Source organism: Bradyrhizobium sp. NBAIM18 (genome assembly GCF_020193825.1).
Taxonomy (GTDB): Bacteria; Pseudomonadota; Alphaproteobacteria; order Rhizobiales; family Xanthobacteraceae; genus Bradyrhizobium; species Bradyrhizobium yuanmingense.
Genome location: NZ_JADYVO010000040.1, coordinates 1 through 20,092 on the forward strand (window position 1 = coordinate 1; position 20,092 = coordinate 20,092).

General features: G+C 59.6%; 11 protein-coding genes. 4 read left to right on the forward strand and 7 right to left on the reverse strand.

All coding sequences use genetic code 11. The features are described from left to right. The 6 genes from I6F17_RS36610 to I6F17_RS36640 all read right to left on the reverse strand — a co-directional run. A partial coding sequence (locus I6F17_RS36610) for a hypothetical protein (protein WP_225190476.1) occupies nucleotides 1-935 on the reverse strand: 935 nt, incomplete at its 3' end. A gap of 400 nt (nucleotides 936-1,335) precedes the next feature. Next, nucleotides 1,336-3,723: a DUF2235 domain-containing protein gene (locus I6F17_RS36615; protein ID WP_225132040.1), complete on the reverse strand. Its 2,388-nt coding sequence runs from the start codon at nucleotides 3,721-3,723 to the stop codon at nucleotides 1,336-1,338. Nucleotides 3,724-4,197: 474 nt separating this feature from the next. Next, nucleotides 4,198-5,007, reverse strand: a complete 810-nt coding sequence (locus I6F17_RS36620; RefSeq protein ID WP_225132041.1) for a hypothetical protein — start codon at nucleotides 5,005-5,007, stop codon at nucleotides 4,198-4,200. 16 nt (nucleotides 5,008-5,023) lie between these two features. Further along, nucleotides 5,024-5,416, reverse strand: a complete 393-nt coding sequence (locus I6F17_RS36625; RefSeq protein WP_225132042.1) for a hypothetical protein — start codon at nucleotides 5,414-5,416, stop codon at nucleotides 5,024-5,026. Between the two features lie 845 nt (nucleotides 5,417-6,261). Next, nucleotides 6,262-7,299 carry a hypothetical protein gene (locus I6F17_RS36635; protein ID WP_225132044.1) on the reverse strand — a complete coding sequence of 346 codons (1,038 nt, stop codon included), beginning with the start codon at nucleotides 7,297-7,299 and terminating at the stop codon, nucleotides 6,262-6,264. Between the two features lie 1,497 nt (nucleotides 7,300-8,796). Beyond that, the gene (locus I6F17_RS36640) at nucleotides 8,797-10,239 is read right to left on the reverse strand and encodes a hypothetical protein (protein WP_225132045.1); all 1,443 of its coding nucleotides are present in this window, start codon (nucleotides 10,237-10,239) and stop codon (nucleotides 8,797-8,799) included. A 762-nt stretch (nucleotides 10,240-11,001) separates the two neighbouring features. On the opposite strand from I6F17_RS36640, the gene I6F17_RS36650 reads away from it, so the two are divergent. From I6F17_RS36650 to I6F17_RS36665, 4 genes are all read left to right on the forward strand, one after another. Further along, on the forward strand, nucleotides 11,002-11,661 hold the full coding sequence (locus I6F17_RS36650) for a VWA domain-containing protein (RefSeq protein ID WP_225132047.1): 660 nt from the start codon (nucleotides 11,002-11,004) through the stop codon (nucleotides 11,659-11,661). Between the two features lie 9 nt (nucleotides 11,662-11,670). Next, nucleotides 11,671-12,456 carry a PP2C family serine/threonine-protein phosphatase gene (locus I6F17_RS36655; protein WP_225132048.1) on the forward strand — a complete coding sequence of 262 codons (786 nt, stop codon included), beginning with the start codon at nucleotides 11,671-11,673 and terminating at the stop codon, nucleotides 12,454-12,456. Continuing rightward, nucleotides 12,449-16,225 (forward strand): hypothetical protein, encoded by a 3,777-nt coding sequence (locus tag I6F17_RS36660; RefSeq protein ID WP_225132049.1) that lies wholly within the window; start codon nucleotides 12,449-12,451, stop codon nucleotides 16,223-16,225. Before I6F17_RS36655 ends, I6F17_RS36660 begins: the two co-directional genes overlap by 8 nt. Before the next feature lie 91 nt (nucleotides 16,226-16,316). Then, a complete protein-coding gene (locus I6F17_RS36665) occupies nucleotides 16,317-18,053 on the forward strand; it encodes a hypothetical protein (protein ID WP_225132050.1) in 1,737 nt (578 codons plus the stop codon). 95 nt (nucleotides 18,054-18,148) lie between these two features. On the opposite strand, the gene I6F17_RS36670 is transcribed toward I6F17_RS36665, so the two are convergent. After that, the gene (locus I6F17_RS36670; protein ID WP_225132051.1) at nucleotides 18,149-19,831 is read right to left on the reverse strand and encodes a type IV secretory system conjugative DNA transfer family protein; all 1,683 of its coding nucleotides are present in this window, start codon (nucleotides 19,829-19,831) and stop codon (nucleotides 18,149-18,151) included. Nucleotides 19,832-20,092 lie beyond the last annotated feature (261 nt).

The following is a 20,092-nucleotide window of genomic DNA, read 5'->3' on the forward strand; positions in this document are numbered from 1 at the left end:
AGAACCCAGCCCGTCCCCACCCATTCGAACTGGTCGTTGTTCTGGACCTCGATGCGGCCGATCGCGGGAATCGCGGGGGTAAAGACCGGGCGCCGGTCTTCCAGCAGCTTCAGAATGTCCGGCGAGCTTTTGTCGTTGGGATCGGTGAACTTGTAATTCTTCTCGATCTCATCGCCCTGTATCCACAGGACCGGCCTGTGCCAGAGAATGATCGCTTCCAGATTGGCGGCTTCCGGGTTACCGGCTTCCATGTCGCGAGCCGGGACGGCCGCAGGATCCGCGGGCGGCGCCGCTGGAGGCGGTCCCTCGGTGTCGGGTCCATCCGCTTCCCTGATGCCGCTGGCCTTGCGCCGGAGCAGTTCGAGATATCGTTCGTCTGTCGCCATGGGCCTGTTCCCTCCCTTGATGTTCTTGAGACCGCGATCCGCCTCGACCACCCGCAGCACTTGCTCGCGCGGCAATCCGATCTCCCGCGCGAGTTTCCCGAGATCGAGCGGCTCGTTGTGACGGAGCCGCCGTTCCTTTTCATCCGCCACCAGATTGATCAGCCAATCCGGGATTTCGGCCGGCGCCTGAATCCCGCTGGTTGAAACGTTGATCGCTGCTTCCGGACGCGGACCGCCGATGAGTAACGCATTTTGCGCGGCAATCACCATACGGCTGTCCCAAGGCGTCCAGACGGAGTCGCTGATGAACGACGTCGCGACCCGATCGAGCAGGCTGCCGGCCGCAACGACCCCCGGTCGAAATGCACTCGCGCGTTGCATCGCATCTGTGCCCGTGCGGAGCACGGGAGGCACCGCGATCGACACATCGGGAAGCGGCCGGCCAGTCGCCATCGCGGCCGCAAGCCTGAACGCGTCGACATCCGCAGCTCCCGGCAGAAGCCGCTCCAGCTTGCCCGTCACGATATCGAGCAACGGCCTGTCGGGCATGGGGGCCGATCAGACCCAGCATCGGGCCTTCGAGCTTGCCGGAGAACGCTTCGTTGCGCAGATCGCGCAGCAACAGCTGCAGCACGTTGCCTCGTCCGACGAGCGCAGCGTCCATCGTAGCCCCGAGCGCGATGGCGAAGGCGCCGTCGACGAGCAGCACCCGCTGCCGATAGACCTCGAGGGTGGACATCCCAAACCTCGTCTGCGACTTCCGAGCCGCCCGCCTGAACTCCAGCAAACCTTGGGCCGAATAGCTCCAGCGATGTTCAGGTGCCACCAGAGGATTAACAGCAACGTCAACAGCATCGCGGTACTTGCTGTTCACTGCGTAACAGCCGACCGTCGCCACGCCTGAAGCGAGCAGCTCACCCATGCAAAGAGCGTAAACGTCCATGGGACCCTACGGCAATCTATTCACTGGTTTTATGAAGAATGAGAGGCAGCCGCTGTTGTCGTTGTAGAACCGCTGCCAGCTGCGCGGCAGGACGAGGACGGCATCGTTCACGTAGAAGAATAGTTCGTCACTGACCTTGGGAGTTGCGTGTTCCGAAATCGCTTTGACGCGGCGATCAGGATCGGGCTCAAGGAAGTCGACCTCGCTGCCGAGCGAACCATAACGAGCGATTGGTTGGAACCATGGCTGGAAGTAATAGCGTCGCAGAGGAGTGAGAAGCGTGTGCCAGATGGTGTCGCTCCAGGAAAGCTGTGCCGCGTCGGACGGATTGCTAAAAGTCGAGTATCCGCGCGCGTCTGTCTGAACCGCCCCGGTCGTCAGCGTCGGGTTCTTCGGCGGCGTCGCCGCGTTACAGGTGTCCTTGTCTACCGCAAAACCCTTGTATGCATTCGCGAGCACAGCTGGCTCCGGGTTGGTCCACACCAGGTATCGAGCAAGGCGCGCCACCTTGTAACCGGTAGCAAAACACAAATTGGACGGTTTGAAGGAAACCAGCACACCATTCTCCGGAATGAGCCGCGGGCGATCGGTGGGGTTGCAGTAAAGCCCGGCCTGGTCGACCGCGGTAAACAGGAATCTGTTTCCAACACTGAGCACCAGGTAAGCGATGAGGATGGCGGAAAGCGCAGGAGCGAGGTAGTAGCGCCATCCGGTTCGGATCCCGACAAGAAGACGATCACCGCCCGCAGGCGTCGAACTGGGCGGTTTTCCCGGGGCCGGAAGCGTTCCTGCAAATGCCCGCGACCATAGTGAGGCCATACGGTCCTGGATGGCCGCAGCGATTCTACTGCTGCCCCACAGCAGGCCTCCAATGAGAGCCACGAGGACCACAAAGGTGATGGGGTACTGCGCGTAAGAGACAAACCACTGGGACGCCCAGGATGGTAGGAAGCCCCCCAAAGTTCGTATGAAATCCGAAAGCCATTTCAGGGCGTTGGTTCTCTCGCCAAGGGGATCGCCACGGCCGGCGAGCGGAAAGATCACGAACACTAGGGTTGCAAGGAGCGTCGAAAAATACAGCAGAGCCCGAAGATGAACCAACGGCCAGATTCTTTCGCGTTCGGCGATGACGCGGGCCTGAGCCTGGGTCGCCGTTTCCGGAGTGTTCGGCGTCACCTCCGCCTGCGTGGCCGGCAAACCGTCAATACGGAAGTGCAGGCAGCCATCCGGTGCGACGACCGGTGACACAACGTCGTAATCGTGGGGAATGCCGATCGGCCCATAGACATGGGCATTGTTCTGGATTCTGCGCAGAACCGTTTGATGAATCTTGGGCTTCTGAACGTAAACCTCGTCCCCCGTAGTCCACGAGAACGTCTGTCGTGCGAGCCGGGATATCCGTCGCGGTCCATATCGATAGTATCCCCCGATACCGGCTCGGGAATCATAGAGGCAGCCATCCTTATCTTGCGCTTGTTTGGTCTCATCCATCGCGGCAGGGTTTGCGGTCTTGAAGCACAGGCCGCAGGCGCGGGCCTCCTCCATGATCCAGTAGAGCGGAATGTGGGAGAGTGAATCGTCCGGGTACCCGCCTCCCACGTTTGCGTGCACTCCCGCGAACCAGACCTGTGTCAACCGGTCGCTGAAGGTATAGCGCGGCCCGGGTGGAGGTGCCGGCTCTGACCGTTCATTCCAGAGCACCGGGTGGAAGGTCGTGCGCTCGTCATCAAGGGCGAGCGCGTGGCAGGCACGCTTCACACTGGGATGCAGCGTATGATTGGGAAGCTCAAGGGGCCATATCCACTGGCTAACACCAAGAGTCAATTCGTCGATCGGGAGGCCGTAAGCCGCCACGGTATCCCAGAGGCCGAGGAAACGAATGATCGGCAGTGTCCGTCCCGACGGCATCCCGCCTGGCGGGCGCACGGTTCGGCCAAATAGCTTCATGAGATTTTGGAGGATCAGATACCAGTTCGTGTGGAAGTGTCGCTTGTGATATTCGCGATATGCCTTCCTTGCCTCCCTATCCAGGTCGCTCTCAGCCATGCCGGAGCCCGGAACAAGGCCCTGGTCAAGGATAAGACCTACGGTGACACGTATAGTAAAGGCGCCCCGGCTGAATCCGAACGCGAAGATTTCATCGTCAGGATTGCGGTAATTGCGACAGGCGAACTTGTAGAGCGTAACTACGTTGCGGCGCAAACCGATGCCGAATGCGCCGCCCATCAGGGCCAGGGGCTTGAAAGACGAGGTGCCTACCCCGTTGTCATAGCAGGCAATCTGGTCGTCGTGCGTAAGATCCAGGGCGCTGAACATGCGCCAGACGTTAGTCCGCCAGACATTCGCTGATGAATTGCCGGTACCGTCTGAAAGCAGAACGATGCGTCGCGCCATGACGTTCTCGTCGCTGAAAATGAACTGTCGAAAAAAACGAAACAACAAAAAGTTGCACTTCCTTTCAGTTGAACGTCAATCTTTTCTTGAGTCAAGACCTTCCCGCAGGTGGCACACAGCTAAGACATTCTGGTGCAATGCCGTCTTCACCCGCGAAGAAACTCTGGCGTTAAGCCCCTCCTTCACCTCAAGCTTGGAAGCCCATGGTGTCGCGGAACAACAGATACACAGCGAACGCAGGCACGTTGGCTCGCGTCCTTCTGGAAAGTGAAAAGTAGCGAAGGCTGCGGGAAGTCACTGTCTTCCGGTCGACCGTGCATCGGCGACGAGAAGTCGTGCAGGTTCGTGCAATCTGAGATAACACTCGTTCTACTGGGATGCTAAGAAGTTTGCGTATCGGGTTAGCTCGTCCTCGTAATCGCTAAGGATTAGCGGATATCCTACATTCAGCTGCATAATGAGTATTGACGAGAGCTATCGTTGATTGCTGCGTATCGCGTTCAACTGTGTACCGAGATCATTAGTAAGAGCTCGGCTGAGGGCGTCATCCGCTTGACGAGAGGTGAACACCCGCTCTTGGAGCGGCCTCTTCGCGGTTACGATCTTAATTCCTTTTCCGGCTGCGAACCCGAAGGCTAACTTGTCGGTGTTGACCTCCGACGCGGCAAGAAATGCGCCAGGCCCGGTGAAATTCGCCAGCGTCCAAGTCGGGCCGGCCTGATTGATGCTCTTCGTGGCTGTGAAATTTATGATACCGCTAAATTGGCCGTCAGTTGGTTTCGCCTCAGTCACAAAGGCAAGGTCAGCCAAATTCAGCGCCGAGGATACTTTCTCCCGAATGCCGAGATTACCAGCCAGATTCGTATTGGGGTCTGGACATGCATATTCTTCAGGGCGAGCCTTCCAATCCCAGTAAAGATCGACCATCGAGTATTTCAAGCTGTAATTGATCTGATCTTGTCGAGAAAGCTTCGCTGATGGCGTGATGTTGAAGGCCACGCCGCTGATGGGAAAGGTGAGAGACGGTGCTACGGACGCTGTATCGTTGGCATCTAAACTGAGTAGCATCGCGACATGGTAGTCGAACTCGATCAGCGTTGCGCGTCTGAGATACGACACTTCAAGGTCGTCACGGACCAGCTCCGCCAATTCACAACGAATGCGCTGAACTACAGAATTCGCGAGTGGCACGCCTGACTTACTGTACGGCACGTCGAAATTCGCAGGCGAGAGCGTACACCCAGCAATCAGAAAGCTTAGGGATGCTGTGAAGAAGATCCGCATGCTCAAACCCCAATGGTCACAGATCCGAGCAGCGACCTTCTCGTAATCGATAGCGCGCGTTGTTGGCCTCCGCCAGTCGGCGACAAACGCGTTCATTCGACACGGTAATGGCCTCGTCTGGGCGCCCCACGGATTCGTCCCACCACAACACGCAGCAATAAGCGCCAGGACTTGTCGCTTCCGGATCGAGCCCGGAAGTCGTAGGGGGCCTCTCTTGGGCGTTTAACTCGGCAGCACTGTCTTCAAGTTTCTGCCTTGAGGGCCAAGGGCCGAATAGATTCATGAACTTGTAGAAATAATCGCGAACACCAGCCATGGCGACCTCGCGCGATGGATAAAAAACAATCACCCTCAAATAGAACTTGACTGTACCCCTTTTGGTGAACGTTTGGTTGCAGAATTGCAACATCTCTCCCTCATTCTGAAGAGGCTGAGGGCCATCTTTCCTGCTGTACCAGCACCAAGAACAAGAACTAAGTGCCGCTCTCGGCTTCAAACTTTCAATAGTCTTCGCTCTTACGTGAAAGGGCTGCGCGATCCCTTCTGTAGACCCTTCAGATAGGCTCCCGAGCGATGCTTCTCCGCTGCTCTGGCGTCGGCTTAGGCTTTCGCCCAAATCTGACCCGCGCGCCCTGGCCCTTTCCCTTCCGGCGGTGCGACGAAGAATGTCCTCCCCCCGTTTTCCGAGCGATGTAACCTACGAGGCGGCAAGCATCTCTCCAAGTTGATGCGTTGTGTCCGCCCGTGGCTCCGCTAGGGGATTGTAGGCAGCGCCCCGCGAGGTGATATTCGAGAGCACGCTGAGCATCTTGAATACGCCGCCGCGAGTGAGCCGGTCGAGCGCGCTAACGATCACAACATCGCCAGGCCGCAGCCTCCGCAAAGCTTGGGAGAGTACGCGGCGGTTATCTTTCGCGCCGCTTCTCGCAGAAACCTTCTCGCATCCAGCAGCATCGAGATGAGCAATATCGTGCCGATGCCGCGCGGCCGTTTTTCGGTGCCTCCCCGGAAGCACTCTTTGGTTTGGAGTCGATCGACCTGACCGGCGTTCCGGAAGGGTATCAGCACAAAGCCACTCTGGAGCGCATGGGCCACTTCTTGGCAACGATTGAAGATTGAGACCTTGACCGGGCTTCACAGTCCGGCGGTTTGAGTGGGCGATCTGGAGCGGTCAGGAAAACGCGTCCGGCGACCGGGAGTCCGCTGAAGCCATTGCTGGCCGCGATTGGTCACGCAAGTGGAAGCGGCAGAAGATTATTCGGTACGGGATATAGCGCCGGAAGGGCTAACAACCGGAGCCGGCGTATTCCTTGCATTCACGTTGCGATCGTAACTTATGGCGAGCGCAATGCGATCGAGCAATGACAACACCGCATCGGTGGCGAAACCGGCCACGAGCGACAAGAGCAACGGCGAGGCCGCCAAGCCCGCGGCCGGCGTGCCTGTCACGTTCACGTAGCCAATGATCAAACCGAGGATGGCCCCCAGAAAGACGCGCAGAATATATCCGGTCACAATCGGCAGATTACCCATCTTTTCGGGCGAAGTTACGATGTCACGTATGGCAAACGTTAGAGCACCCAGCATTCCGAAGAGAATGGGAAGCATGTACGAATTCGCCAAAACATTAAAATGGTCCAGCACGGCGCGAACTGTTTGAATGCGCTCGCTGGGATCATCGTCTGTTGAGACGGCCCCCGGGGCTAGATTGACTGACCGTTTGGGACAGTCCTTTAAGCTAAGCGTCGAGGGCATGAAGGCACCAGGCACCGCGCCTATACTCGCAAGTCGCTTTCCGGCGTCGCAGACAGCGGCAAAATAGCGGTTCGCTTCATCGCGGTAATCGCTCGCGGCATTTACCAGTGCCTGCCGAGCCTCGTTTAAGCTGCCAACACTTGCATCGGGGACCGAAACGCCGGAGTCGAAGCGGATCGTCCGGATTTCGGCCTCGCGTCGGGTTGCCTCCAACTTCGTGATCGATGTTTCGAGTGTCGTTATTTGCAGCGTGACACGCTGAAAGCTGCTATTGGCTGAGCCTATGGCGATGGCTTGCCAGAGAAGAAGCGCGAAAAGGACAAAGAGCACTAACGCGAGGACGCGCGCAAAAACATCAAGCAAACCAGCAAAGGTTGAACGGAGGTTGGCGATTGTCACCATGTGATCGCGAACCCAAAGTCGGCCAAGCGCAGGAACTTCGTTGTGCCGTTTGAGCCACGCTCGCCGGATGCACCTGACGATGCTGGTGATCCCGTTGCGCCGGGAGATCCGTTTGATGCCGTCTGCCTGCACCATGGGAGAGCCTCTTGGCCTGCACGTCCACCCGAACCACCGATGCCCGGCCTTCCGGCTTCGCCTCCTAGACCGGGATCGCCGGCATCCGCGAGAAGCAGCGTATTTTCTTGGACCTTTGCCGGATCAGATAGGACAGCGATCAGAATGCCGCCGCTGCCCGCATTTCCGCCTTGCCCGCCCGATCCCGCCGCGCCTCCTTTACCACCGGGTTGGCCATTCCCAGGCCCTCGTCTGCAATCGAACGCTGATTGGCTGGCAGGATTGCCGTATCCGCCAGCACCGCCGCGCCCGCCTTCCCCGCCGGTGCCCCCCTTCGCGCCCGATTGGCCTGACAGATTAGTCACCAATCGGCCCCTGATTGACTCGGCGATAAGGATGACCGAAGGCGCGTGTTTGCCGTTGGCACCTGCCCCGCCTGGCTGGCCAGCCCCGCCATCTGCGCCGGGCTGGCCTTCACGTGAGCCACGATCTTCTCCGGGTTGCCCCCGCTCACCCGATCGGCCTTCCGGCACATTCGGCCAGCGTACAACTACCTGAGGGCGTCCCCTGCTCACCTCGGTCTCGATTGACAATTCCTTAATCGCCAAAACGACTGGCGACCCGGTACGCACGGTTGCCCCGTCGATGACCAGGACGCCGCCCTCCTTGAAAACAACACGCTTCGCGTAGAGGGCAGAGCCCGGCAGCGTAAGCTCCGTCTCGATAACGAGCTCTTCAATCGGCGCGCGCGGCAGTACGGACTGAACCTGTAGACTCAGCAAATTACGATCGGCAGGCGATATTTCCTGAGGACGTGCGGCCGACGCGAAAAGCATCGCCGCAATGGGACCGGAAACAATTGCTCGCGAAATTCGGATAATCAACTTTCAGCTCCGCTCCGTCGGGAAGCAGACGTCTAAAGCGCAATTCAAAAGCTCCTCTCGCTTATCACACCCTCACCGGGTGTTCCAGCCGCACACACTTCAATTTTTGACGGACCACCGACTACACCGGCGGCGGCGTTGTAGGATCTAGCGCATTCGGAAAGCCGTTCGTTGAAATGCGCCTGGAGAACGACGCGGAGATCGCAATAGACTGCGACCTCTGACTTGGTTGCCGACCTGCTGGCGCAAGGCCTCCGGCCGAGCGCGAATGAGAGGCAAGACGTCAGTAAACGGCAGCGCTTCGCCGTGATCGGCCCAATCGACTGCTTCACAAGCTCGCCCCACCCCACCGCTCCAAATAGACGGGCTTTAAAAGAAGGCTCAGGGCGCCTAAACTAGCGACTCTAGGATATGACCGACGAGCCAGGACCGAAGCAGAGGGCGCGCTCTAGTTTTTGACACCGTCTCAAGGCTCTCGCGAGAAACGAGACACCCCGCTTCGCGACCAAACCTTATCAGTCAGCCAACTGACTCCACTTTTGCCAATTCCTTACGGGTTGGCTTGCCGCCGCGCAAAGGACCAAAAGATTCTTGCCCCCGCCACTAAGGAGACATTGGTCAGCGTTCGACAATATCACCGCAATCCGCCTGCCGGCGGCGCTCCGAAGCGCGGATCCCAGATTCCTCTTCGCTTCTGGCGCGCATCACTTTCTGCAATCCTGTAGCTCGCGGGCGCATTCCCTGCATAGCGAGCTGCCCCGTTCATGACGGCCGCTTGACCGACATCGATGTTGTTCACGTAGCATCTGTAGAGCCCTTCCGCTGGATCGCAGGTGAGTTGGCCTCCCTGATCCAGCAGGAATTTCTCCAGCATCGTGCGATGCGGCTCTCCGTATCCCATGATCCAAGCCAGTTGAAGCGGCGCACGCTGGCCCTCCAGGACGAGCGAATTGGTCATCAGGACGCGGGACAGCCGGCCACTTATCGGCTGAGCGCCCGGCACGGTATCCGAAGCACTAGATGCAGGCCGTTGCATCGCCTCTCGCTCCGCGAGTGCCTTCTCCCGCTGGGCGAGCTTCGCTTCCCGATCGTCGCTGCGCGTCTCCCGTTCCTTGGCCTGCCGGTCGAAGTCACTCTCCCTTGCCTTGACCGCATTCTCCCTCTGCAACAGGGCGGCCTCCAGCGACTTTACCGCACGCTCGCGCTCGGCGGTCTTCGCCTCGCGTTCCTCGCTTCGAAGGTCGCGCGCCTTGGCCTGCCGGTCGAGCTCGCTCTCCCTTGCCTTGATCGCATTCTCTTTCTGCAGCAAGGCGGCCTCTTGCGCCTTGGCTTGACGGTCGACGTCAGCCTCCTTCGACTTGGTCGAGCTTTCCCGCTGCGACGAAGCCGTATCGCGCGTACCGGCGGCGCGCTCGCGTTCAGCGACAGCGTGGTCGCGTGCCTCAAGGGCGCGTCGCTTTTCGTCCACCTGGGCTTCCTTGAAGTTGAGGTCCGTCAACTTCGCAGCAGGCCCCTGCCAGACCCACGACGCCAAAGCGCCCAGCACGAATGCAAGAATGATCAAGTGAACATAGCGGCGCTCGTGCGTGCCGGCCTGGGACTCCTTGGCTTGCACTTGTTCTTCGTCCGCGTTGCGCGGCATGCCGTCCCCCGGCGGGGGCGCCCCTGCGACGATTGCCGTCTTGCTGCTTGCCTTCGACAATTCCTCGAGCATCAAAGCGACCGGATCGACCGGAGCCCGAGGCTCGGTGACCGGCTTCTCGCCCACGTTCAAGGGCCAGTGACAGATTTCGGAGTAGGACAGGCTCGGGACGGCAATCGTCATTGCACCCCCGTGTGGAATTCCCCATGCGATGCCGCGCCTGACGATCAGCTTCGTCGTTGCCCCATTCTCCACCTTCAGGGGTTCAAACAGCACCGGCGTGTCAGACCAGCCTTCCGTATCCTTGTATCGTCGATCTCGCTGGGAATAGATGCTGAACCGATAGCTGGACACATTTGCCCGGGCTACGCCAAGATCGATCTCGATTGTTGAAGGACCGGCTTCTCTGACGGAAAGACGCTCAACCGCTGTCATTACATCCCTTGGCATGCAGGCCATGAAGTTGCCGGACAAACTGCCCGGACCGAAACAAAATTAGCCGCGGCTTAGCCTCTAGCCTACCGGCGGAATGTCCCAACCGCTCCCGTTTCGGCACGCGGTCACTTTTTGCTCCATGCTGCGTCCGTCCTTGACTGCGACCTGCTGAAGATCACGACAGAGCTTTCCGCTGGCCTCGTATATTTCGCTGGTTGGAATAACCCAACCGGATGCAGTCGAAGCCGGCCGCGCATCTCCCGACGGTTTAGGCGCCGGCGACTGCCGTGCGACGCTTCGTTTGTCCTGCGGGGGCTTTTCGGCGGACCACACCACACGCTGCCCGACGGGGGCGTTCTCGGCAGCCTGTCGTGTTGCGCTGGCCAACTGCTCTCTTTCATAATTATCCAAGACACTTCCGATGGCGCTGCCGATCACGCCGCCTGCGATCCCGCCAATCACGGCCCCGACCAAAGGATTAACACCGGACTCCCGTGCGATCACTGCGCCGGCGACCGCTCCGGTCCCGACACCGATCCCAAGTCCGGCAGTTGTATTCGGCGAACCGCTTTGTGTCACGCACCCACATAGAAACGTGCACGCGATAACCATGATCGAGGCCCATCGGAGCGGTGTCTTTGGGATAACCCCAGCTACTCAATACAGAAAATTCTTATTACGCTGCTCAAATTTCCCCTAGCTAACGCCTGCAGCAATGTTACGCTACACTTTTAAAGTGTGCTTATGCAAGAGGCTTCCATTATGTCTGCCCAACTCGAATTCGCCGACAATCCCGAGGACCGTTGCCCCGTCGTTCTTCTTCTCGATACTTCGGGATCGATGATGGAGGAGGGCAAGATCGACGCGTTGAACAACGGAATCGTCCAGTTCAAGAGCGACGTACTTGCCGACAAGATCGCCTCTCTCCGCGTTGAAATCTCCATCATCACGTTTGGAGGATCGGTTCAGGTCGTGCATGAATTCGCGACCGCGGACAAACTCTCCTTCCAGCCCTTCCAGCCGATGGGAAATACGCCGCTTGGGGAAGCCGTGAATGCGGCGCTCGACGAGATCGAGGTCCGCAAGGCGGAGTACAAGAACGGAGGCGTGAACTACTTCCGCCCGTGGGTCTGGCTGATGACCGATGGAGAGCCGACCGACGAATGGCAGGCTGCAGCTGCAAGAGCCAGGCAGGCTGCGAACGAAAAGAAGGTCCAGCTGTTCTGCGTCGGCGTCGGCCGTGGCGCCAATATGAACGTCTTGCGGGAGTTCTCCAACTCGCCTCCGATGCAGCTTGATGGGCTTCAGTTCTCCGAGATGTTTCGCTGGCTTTCGACATCGCTCTCACGGGTGTCGCAGGCCAAGGCCGGCGATCCGGTCGCGCTGCCTCCCGTGCAGGGATGGGGGACGGTGTTCGCTTAGGCCTTTGAGATGTCCTGGAAAGCGGCGGCGCAAAGCGTCCTTGGGAACGGCCACCTCAAGGCAAACATCCCGTGCCAGGACGCCAGCGAATGCCTGATCCTGGACGACGGCAGATGGCTGGTCGGTGCTATCGCCGACGGTGGCGGCTCGCTCACACATTCCGACATCGGCGCGCAGATCGCGGTGAGATATAGCATCATATCTCTGACCGCCGTTCTGCGCAGCGGGCTGCTGCCGGCTGTCCTCGACACCGAACGCGAGGGCTTCTTTGACGGTTTCTGGTCCGATCTCGTCCACGACATCCGAAGTCAACTGATGTCCGAGGCCGAGTTGTCGGACAGCCACTTTTCTCAGTACGGGGCCACCTTGATCGCATTCGTCGCCTGCGAGGACTGGCTGGCCGCGATGCAAATCGGCGATGGCTTCCTCGTTTTGTCCGCTGACCCGGCAGGCACCGAGGCCAGCTACAACCTGGCGTTCAAGGCACGCCCCAGCGAGCATGTCGGCGAAGTCACCTGGATCACCAGTTCGCACTGGCGCGAAGATTTTCGCCAGGGGTTATTCCCAGGTCTGACGCGATTCGTCTGCGCATCCAGTGACGGGCTCGAGAAGGTTGCAATCCTGCAGCGGGAGCAAATTGCCTTCCCCGGCTTCTTCCGGCCGCTACACACGACAGCGATGGAGAGCTCCGACTCCCTCCTGAGCGTTGCCGAGTCCACTCTGACATTGCCGGCGCTGGATCGATTTACCGACGACGACAAGTCCCTGCTCATAGGACTCAGGATCGATGGCTAACGCAGGTCCTCTCACGGGTGAGAAATTCGTCGCCAGGGATGCGGCGGGAACGACGAGCACCGTTCGGCTGGATACCCTGATAGCATCAAGCGGAGAAGGATCCGTCTACAAAACCGACTCTGCCGGTCAGGTCGCCAAGATCTACAACGCGCCGGTGCGCGATCATTTCCGCAAGCTTCGGGTGATGCTCGATCGGCCGCCGAGGAGCAAACAGTCGTCCAACATTGCGTTCGCCTGGCCCACGGCCACCTTGCAGAAGGGAAACGGCCAGAGCGTCGGGTTCATGATGCCGGAGATTCCCGGGAAGCGACCGACGTTCCTCTATGTGCCGATGACCCGCAAAGTCGACGCCGCCGGCGTCGACTGGTATCATCTTCATCACGCGGCATTGAACGTGGCGCTTGTTTTCCAGAGCGTTCACGACATCGGCTGCGTAATCGGGGACGTCAAGCCGGAAAACCTCCTGGTCGATTCCCAGATGCGCGTCTGTGCCATCGATACGGATTCATTCCAGGTCACCGACCCCAAGACGAAGGTCATCTATCGCTGTACGGTCGGCACCGCGGATTATACGCCGCGCGAGATCATGGGCCAGGCCTTCGCAGATATAGATCGAGTGATCGATCACGACAATTTCGGCCTTGCTGCGCTTGTTTATCTGTTCCTGTTCGGCAGACACCCGTTCAGCGGCGGGATCTTGGACGGTCCTCTCGAAGGATTGGAGTTACGCGAACGAATCGTGCGCGGGCTGTGGCAATGGAACACCCGCGTGCCGCTCAAGCCGCACCTTGGCTCACTGCCGCTGCAGATGATCCATCCCGAGCTAGTCGTCCTGATGAGGCGCTGCTTCGATCGCGGACACCAAAATCCCAAAATGCGGCCCACCGCCAAGGAATGGGTCCGGGCGCTCGGAAAGGCGATCGATAATCTCGTTTGGTGCGAAAAGGCACCGCTTCACGTCTACGATGGCGAACAGACAAAGTGCCCGTGGTGCGAGTTGCAGAAGACCGGCATCGACCTGTTTCCCACCCGGGCCGGGATCGAGAGCACCTCGATGCAGGTCTTGTTCAATCGCTTCGAGGCGAAAGTGTCAGGCGGGGATATCGGCGGGGCCGTGGCGATGCTCGATCGGCACCCCCGCTTGCGATCCGACAAGCGTGTCGCGCGGTATCAAAGGATCATCGATCGCAGCAAGGCCGACATCGCGGCGCTCGAGAGCTTCAAGCGCGATCTTGCTACGTCGAGTATCGACGAGTACGCCCTCGTTCAGCAACTGCGAAACGCACCGCGGGTGAGGCAGCTCGCGCTGGCCGACACCAGCGTCTCGGAGAGAGTCGAGCAGCTGCTCAAGATCGGGGAGGCGCTCGACTTGCTCGGCGAGGCGATATCCGAAGCCGCACCGAACAATCAGGCATACGCGATCGAAGGCGAACGTCGCATCGTAGACTGCATGAGCCAGCATCGGGATTTTCTGGTCCGCGCTCCGAAGAGCTTCCCGCGCTACAGAGAAAGGGTGACCGACGCCAAGAAACGCGTCGATGCATACGGCAAGCTAGGTCAGGCCCAGGCAACTGGCAATTTTCAACGCCAGATGACCGTTGTTCTGGAGCAGTGGGCGATCCTGGACGAGATCGCAGAGTTCCGGGCCGAGCGTCAGAAGTTCGAGCAGTTCGAGGTTCTGAACACCGAGCTGAACGGGTTTCTGGAAGCAGCGAAAGCCCAGGACTTCGGGAGGCTATGCGATATCTGGCAGCACTCAAAGGTGCTACCAGGCTCGGAGATCGCAAGGATCGGTCACGAGGCGCTCGGCGGGCAGCCCCCTTTGGGATGCTTTGAGCTGGCGGCCGCGCGTCTCAAGGATTTGGCCGCCCTCGGGCGCAAGCTCGAGGAGCTCGCAAGGCCGGACGGATCGATCGTCGAGGAGACCGAGAGGGCCGTCATCGGCAAGATACAGAAATTTCGAAAACGCCACCGCCGCGCGGGCGGCAAGCAGGAGGAAGAGCTCGACGCCCGGCTGGCACGCGCGCAGTCGATCGTCCACAACTACGAGAAACTGCGTCAGATGGCAAAATCGTCATCGCGGACGATCGCCAACGCATGGGCGGGAATTGCCGGGCGCCAGCACTACGTTCTGGATGACAACCTGCGTCAGTTGGTCGAGGACGCAGTGGCAATCTGCGGCCGCGTGGATTCGTTCCTGTCGATCGCCACGGCAACGGACCCTGACGAAAATGCCCTGCAGCGCCTCGTTGCCACGGTTCCGGATATTCTAGATCTCGAGGCCGAGAGCGATGCCGGCATCGACTTCCAAAAGCGCGTCGCACTTTCACAGAGGCGGATCGAGGGCTTGGCGGCGCTAGAGGCGGCGGTGGCGGACGCGGATTCTTGGGCGCTAAAAACCGAGCATGGCGAAGCAGCCCTTGTGACAATCTGGACGCGTTACGCGGAAGATCTTGCTGAATGGCCGACAGCCAGACGGATCGTCGGCTCACGTCTGGATCTCGCCGCGCAGAGAATTCGACGAAGCCTGGAGCTCCAGCATGCATTTGATCGACACGATCAGACTGGCATTGCAAAGGCTTGGGGAACGGACGGCATCCTGTCCGATTATGCACCCACACAGCGCTTTCGCGCGCTGGCCGAGCGCTCGCTGGAAATGATGAGCGCCCTGAGGAATTTATCGGCCGACCTCAAGTCGGACCCCTACCGCGACCAGCTCATTCAGAAATCCTGCCGTGAATTCGAGTCCCGGTTTGGACAGGAAGCTGACGTCGCAAGACAAGAGCTCGACGGACGATCCGTGAAAGCCGTCGAACAGGAGGTCAGCGCCCGCCTCTCAATGTTGGCCGTACTTCGTCAGGGAACATTGAACCACGATCAGCAGCTCGGCATCGCGCGCGCCAGGGAGATTGGTATCGGCCTGTCGCAATCCGATCTTCGCTTGCACGCGAAGGCGATCGCTGATGCCGAAGCATTCTCAAAGCGTTGGGCGACCTTCGTCGAGGCAGTGAGGGCCGGGAATACTGCAACTGTTGCGGGGATGTGGCGCGACGACCAGTTTTCCACCATGAGAGCTTTTCAGCCCTGGAAGGATGTGGTCGCCGGGCATCTGCAAGAATATCTGAACTCGCGTAACCTCTTCAGCTCGGCTAATCCGGACCAAGTGTCAACGCAGCGCCCTGGCGAATTGCTGCTGCAATGGAATTGGCGGGACGCAGCGGTGACCCACGCCCTGATCATGACGGGCGATCGCAGCGCCCCGGAGAGCGAACGAGAATACCTGATTTCCAGGGTGGAGGTGCAGCGCGCTACCTACGAGGCTCAGGGGGGCTTTGTGATTCCTTTCAGCGGTCGCTCACTGACCGCCCTGATATTCCCGGGCATCGCATTCTGCGGAATCATCATGTGGGGCCCGAATAAGCTCGTGCTGCACGAAACCAAGCGGCGGCTTCTCACCTACAACGTCCGCATTGCTCAGAAACTCTCGGGAGCGCAGGAACTGGAGCTGAGCGTCGATCGCGCGATGCAAATCCCCTTGCCGCCTCTCAAAATAGTGGCGGACCAAGCCCAGCCTCCGGGATCTGCCCCCATCCTGATCGAAAGGATCCTCGTCAACTCGGAGGGACAAGCTCATGTTCAATTGCCCGGAACCGCCAAATTCTGGAGCCGCCGCTCCTTCGTCAAGCTCGATCTTCAATCGGAAACCGATGCGGAATGGCTTGAAATACGCCATCCCTTGCCGGGCCAAAGAATGATGTCGCTGCCATGAAATCAAACTGCGGCCCGGGCACAATTCAGGCCGCGGTGCTCGCCGTTCACATGTCTTTCGATGCCTCGCACAAAGCATTCATTGACCCGATATGAGCAGATTTCCGGAATTCCTGATCGAATCGAATGGGCCGATCCAGAGCCTTCCCGAAGCGAGGAGGCTTCCGGAGGCCGTGCACCAAAACATCGAGATTGCGCTCCACGCGGGAAAGGTACCCCCGGCAGAGCGGTACGTATTCCTTGTCGCCGAAAATGAAGCCTTTCTGATCTTTGTCCGAACTCTTCGGACTGACGGCCATGGCCTGCGATGGCAGGCACATGTAGTTGGCGGCCTACCTTCAAACATCCGCGGTCCGACCTTGCGGCGGCTCTGCGAGAGCGGCTTGCAGTTGGGGCGGATCCTGAACTGGACCGTTTCCCAGCACGTCGTGTTTGAACGGGAAGTTGAGCGCGTCTTGTCCGAGGTCGTCGCCACCCCCTTGCCCGAGTTCGGTCTGGGTCGACGCGCCGCGTTCAAGGTTGGTCGCGACGCCCTTCGCGATGGCAACAAGGAGATGCTTCTCTTTCTCGCCCCCGACTGGCGCCTCTTAAGGACTGTTTTGTTTCAGTTCCTCGACAGCGACGATATGACCGGCGATGAACGCGATGCCTGGACCTTCTCGACTTTCGAACCCGTGATCTCCACGGAGAAAGCCGGGATCAAGGTTGTGGGCGCCCTGTCGTCGGCATTCGAGACGCTTCCCGCGATAGAGAGAGAAACGCTAGAACAGAAAGCCTTCATCCTGACTGCCGATGCCCTTTGGAAAATGGATGCCGGCAATGCGAAGTGGCGGTCCGGCTCCGCGCATCGGCTCGAGCGCCCGCCTACTGCGGAACGCAAGAGTTTTACGCAGAGTTTATCATCGCTTCTTGGACTCCCACACGCGCCGTCGCCTGCCCCTGCCAAACCACCCCCTTTTCTCCCCGAGCGGCTGTTGTCCGCGGCCGCGAAGTTTTCACAGCGGGCCGCAGACTTGTCGTTGCTGCGATCGGAGGCCGACGCATACCTCGATCGGAATTCGACCGAGCCGCTGGACGACAGCCTCCAGCGCCTGACGTCGTTTCCAAATACGCCTTCCATCGCGCTGGCTTGTGCGCTCGGCACGCTGCTGGACAAACGACTGGAGTTCGACATCGACGAGGAGACGCCGGTGGCAAACCAGATCGGCGAGCAATTTGAAAAGTGGCCATTCGACTCGCGCGTGCTGTTTCTGTGCCTGTGCGTCAAATCTCAGGCCGAGCGTCGCCCCACGAGCACCCAGCTCGCAGCGTGGGTGCAGCACGTTTTGGCGACGGTAGAGACGCCGGGGGACGACATGGAAGCGATCAAGGGTCCTTCCCTGCATCTCGCCTTCGCGCTACTTGGCATCATCGGCAAGCTGAACTCGTCCGAGTTCGAATTTTCACAGCGGGCCGTTGCGGCCTCGGGCCGGTTGAGGCTGCACAACGCCCCCAACGTAAGCATCCTTTATCGAACAGTTCGACATGTAGCGCAAACCGGCACGCCAAGCGAACAGCTCGCAGGGGCCATGACGGAGACGATCGGCTTTCCAGGCCGTCTCCGCAACGCCGTGCTATCGGACGTTGCCGTCATGGCGATCCAGCACGAGACCGGAATAGATGTGCGCGGCACTGCATCTGACACACATCGCAGGTCCCCCGGTTCCGACACAGTGACGGTTACGAGCGCGGGCGAAGGCGAGCCGCCGGACGCCGGCTTGTTGATCTTGCGAAGACTCGATAAATTTCGTCAGGCGAGTTTATCCCCGGTGCAGGACGCCGAGGCATGATCCCGACTGGAAATTCAGTCATGGCCCGGGGCCGTCTCATTTTCTCGCCGGACCGGTTGGATGAGACGACGATTCCGGCCCGATCTGATCGCCCTTCAGGGCTTTGCGGTCGGCGGCGATCTCGCCGGGCGACCGGGTTTAGACGGCAAAGTCGGGCTCGGAGCCCCGGCCTTCACAGCCGCCGCAGCACGCGGCGCGCGGCCCGCAACGGTCGAGGGTCCTGCCAGCTGGGCGGCGGCAGCCGGCGCGGATCTGTTCGCGGTGGTGGGCCTCGCGAGCATCGGCAACGCAGGCGCGTTCATCAACGGCCGCGGATCGTCATAAAGCCCCTTGAACTCCGGGCGCTCGAAATACTGCCATTTGGTGGCAAGGATCGGCGGGTTCTCATCCAGAAATGCGAGCTGCAGACTGCGCGCAAGCTTCAGGACTTCGTCAGGTGTGAGCAACGGGCGACCGACGAGCGAATGTCCGGTCCCGACATTGGTCGAGAGAAACCCTGCGGAGCTCTGATTGGGGGTTTCCACGAGCAAGGTGCGATTCCCAATCATGTCCGAGACGATCTTGGCGGTATCGAAATCCTGGACGTTGAAGAACATCCGGGCTCCGCAATTTGCGAAAATCGTCTGGGCCTTTTCCTTGTAGGTGAATTTGAGCTGGCTGAAGTCCTGCACGATCATCCAGAGCTGGATACCGTTTCCGGCAAGGTAAGTGACGCCGTCCTCGATATCCTCCATGCGGCCGAGGTTCGCGAACTCGTCCAGCATGAACAAGATACGGCTCGCTCCGGGCTTGGGCCAGGATCTCGTCAGCGTCCGGATCGCCATGCCGGTCAGAACCCGCAACAGACTCCTGTTTTCCCGGATCCGGTCCGGCGGGATGATGACGTACAGGCTCGACGGCCCTGAACGGAGCTCCTCGAAGGAGAAGTCCGCGGTACTGGTCAGCGCGTCGAGGGCTCCTCCTGGAGCCCAGCAGGCCATCTGGCTGTTCGCCGTCGTCAGGACGCTGCGCAACACGTCGTCGTTCGAAGCGCGCATCGAGCGTCCAATGGTTGCGATCGAGGCAATTGAATCGTTCGCCATCTGATCGAGCAGTTTGGAGACATCGTCGAGGCCGCGCGTCAGGAGATCGCGGACCGTTGAGATCGTGCGTTTTTGAGGTGGTGCGTGATGAGCGACCGACAACATGACGCCAACCAGCAGCGTGCGCGCCTCCGTCTCCCAAAACTTGTCCTTCTCGGATCCCGACGCTTCGATCAACCAGGCTGCCAGATTCTGAGCATCGTCGAACTCATTGGCGGTGTTGATTCGGATGAAATCCAGGGGATTGATGCGGGAAGAGGTAATACGACCGTCGTAAGGCGCGAATGCATGAACGAGCCCAAAACTGCTCCGGCGCCTTTGCGTGGCGAGGAAATTCTCCCCCTTCACGTCGATAATGAACGCCGCGCCTTCATGCAGCAGCAGGTTCGGAATAATGTGGCTGGTACCCTTTCCCGAGCGCGTTGGAGCAAAAGTAATCGCATGCCGGTCGCCGGGATACACGACCACCGTGGCCGGCTGCCCCGCTGAGGCCTGGCTGCCGAGCAGCAGACCCTCGACCCGCCCTTGATCGGAGAGCGACAGGCCCCGTCCCAGAATCTCCGGCGAAGAGAGAAAATGGGCTCCGCCATGGGCGTCGCTTTGCTGCAAATTGCGAACGGCGCGGCGGTACCGCTGCTTGTTGACCATGGTTGCGACGATCGACGTCAGCAGGGTACCCAAAAGCGAATTGGCCAAGTCAGCCCTCCAACGTCTGCACTATTGGTTGTATCGGCTCTTAAACTCTATTGTGCTCTAATGAGGCCGTGTTACCATCTCAATATCGCTTTTCAAACGATTGCGGCCAACCGCTTTTCAATTGAGCCATCGGAAACACTCCGTGTCGCAGCAGCAAGGACGTCCGCCGAGGAAACCCGCCCCAGCTGGTCCCAGTATGCCAACTGCTAGCCCTAGCAGGTTGACTAAAACCACTTTGTGGGTTTCGGCACTTACCATTGC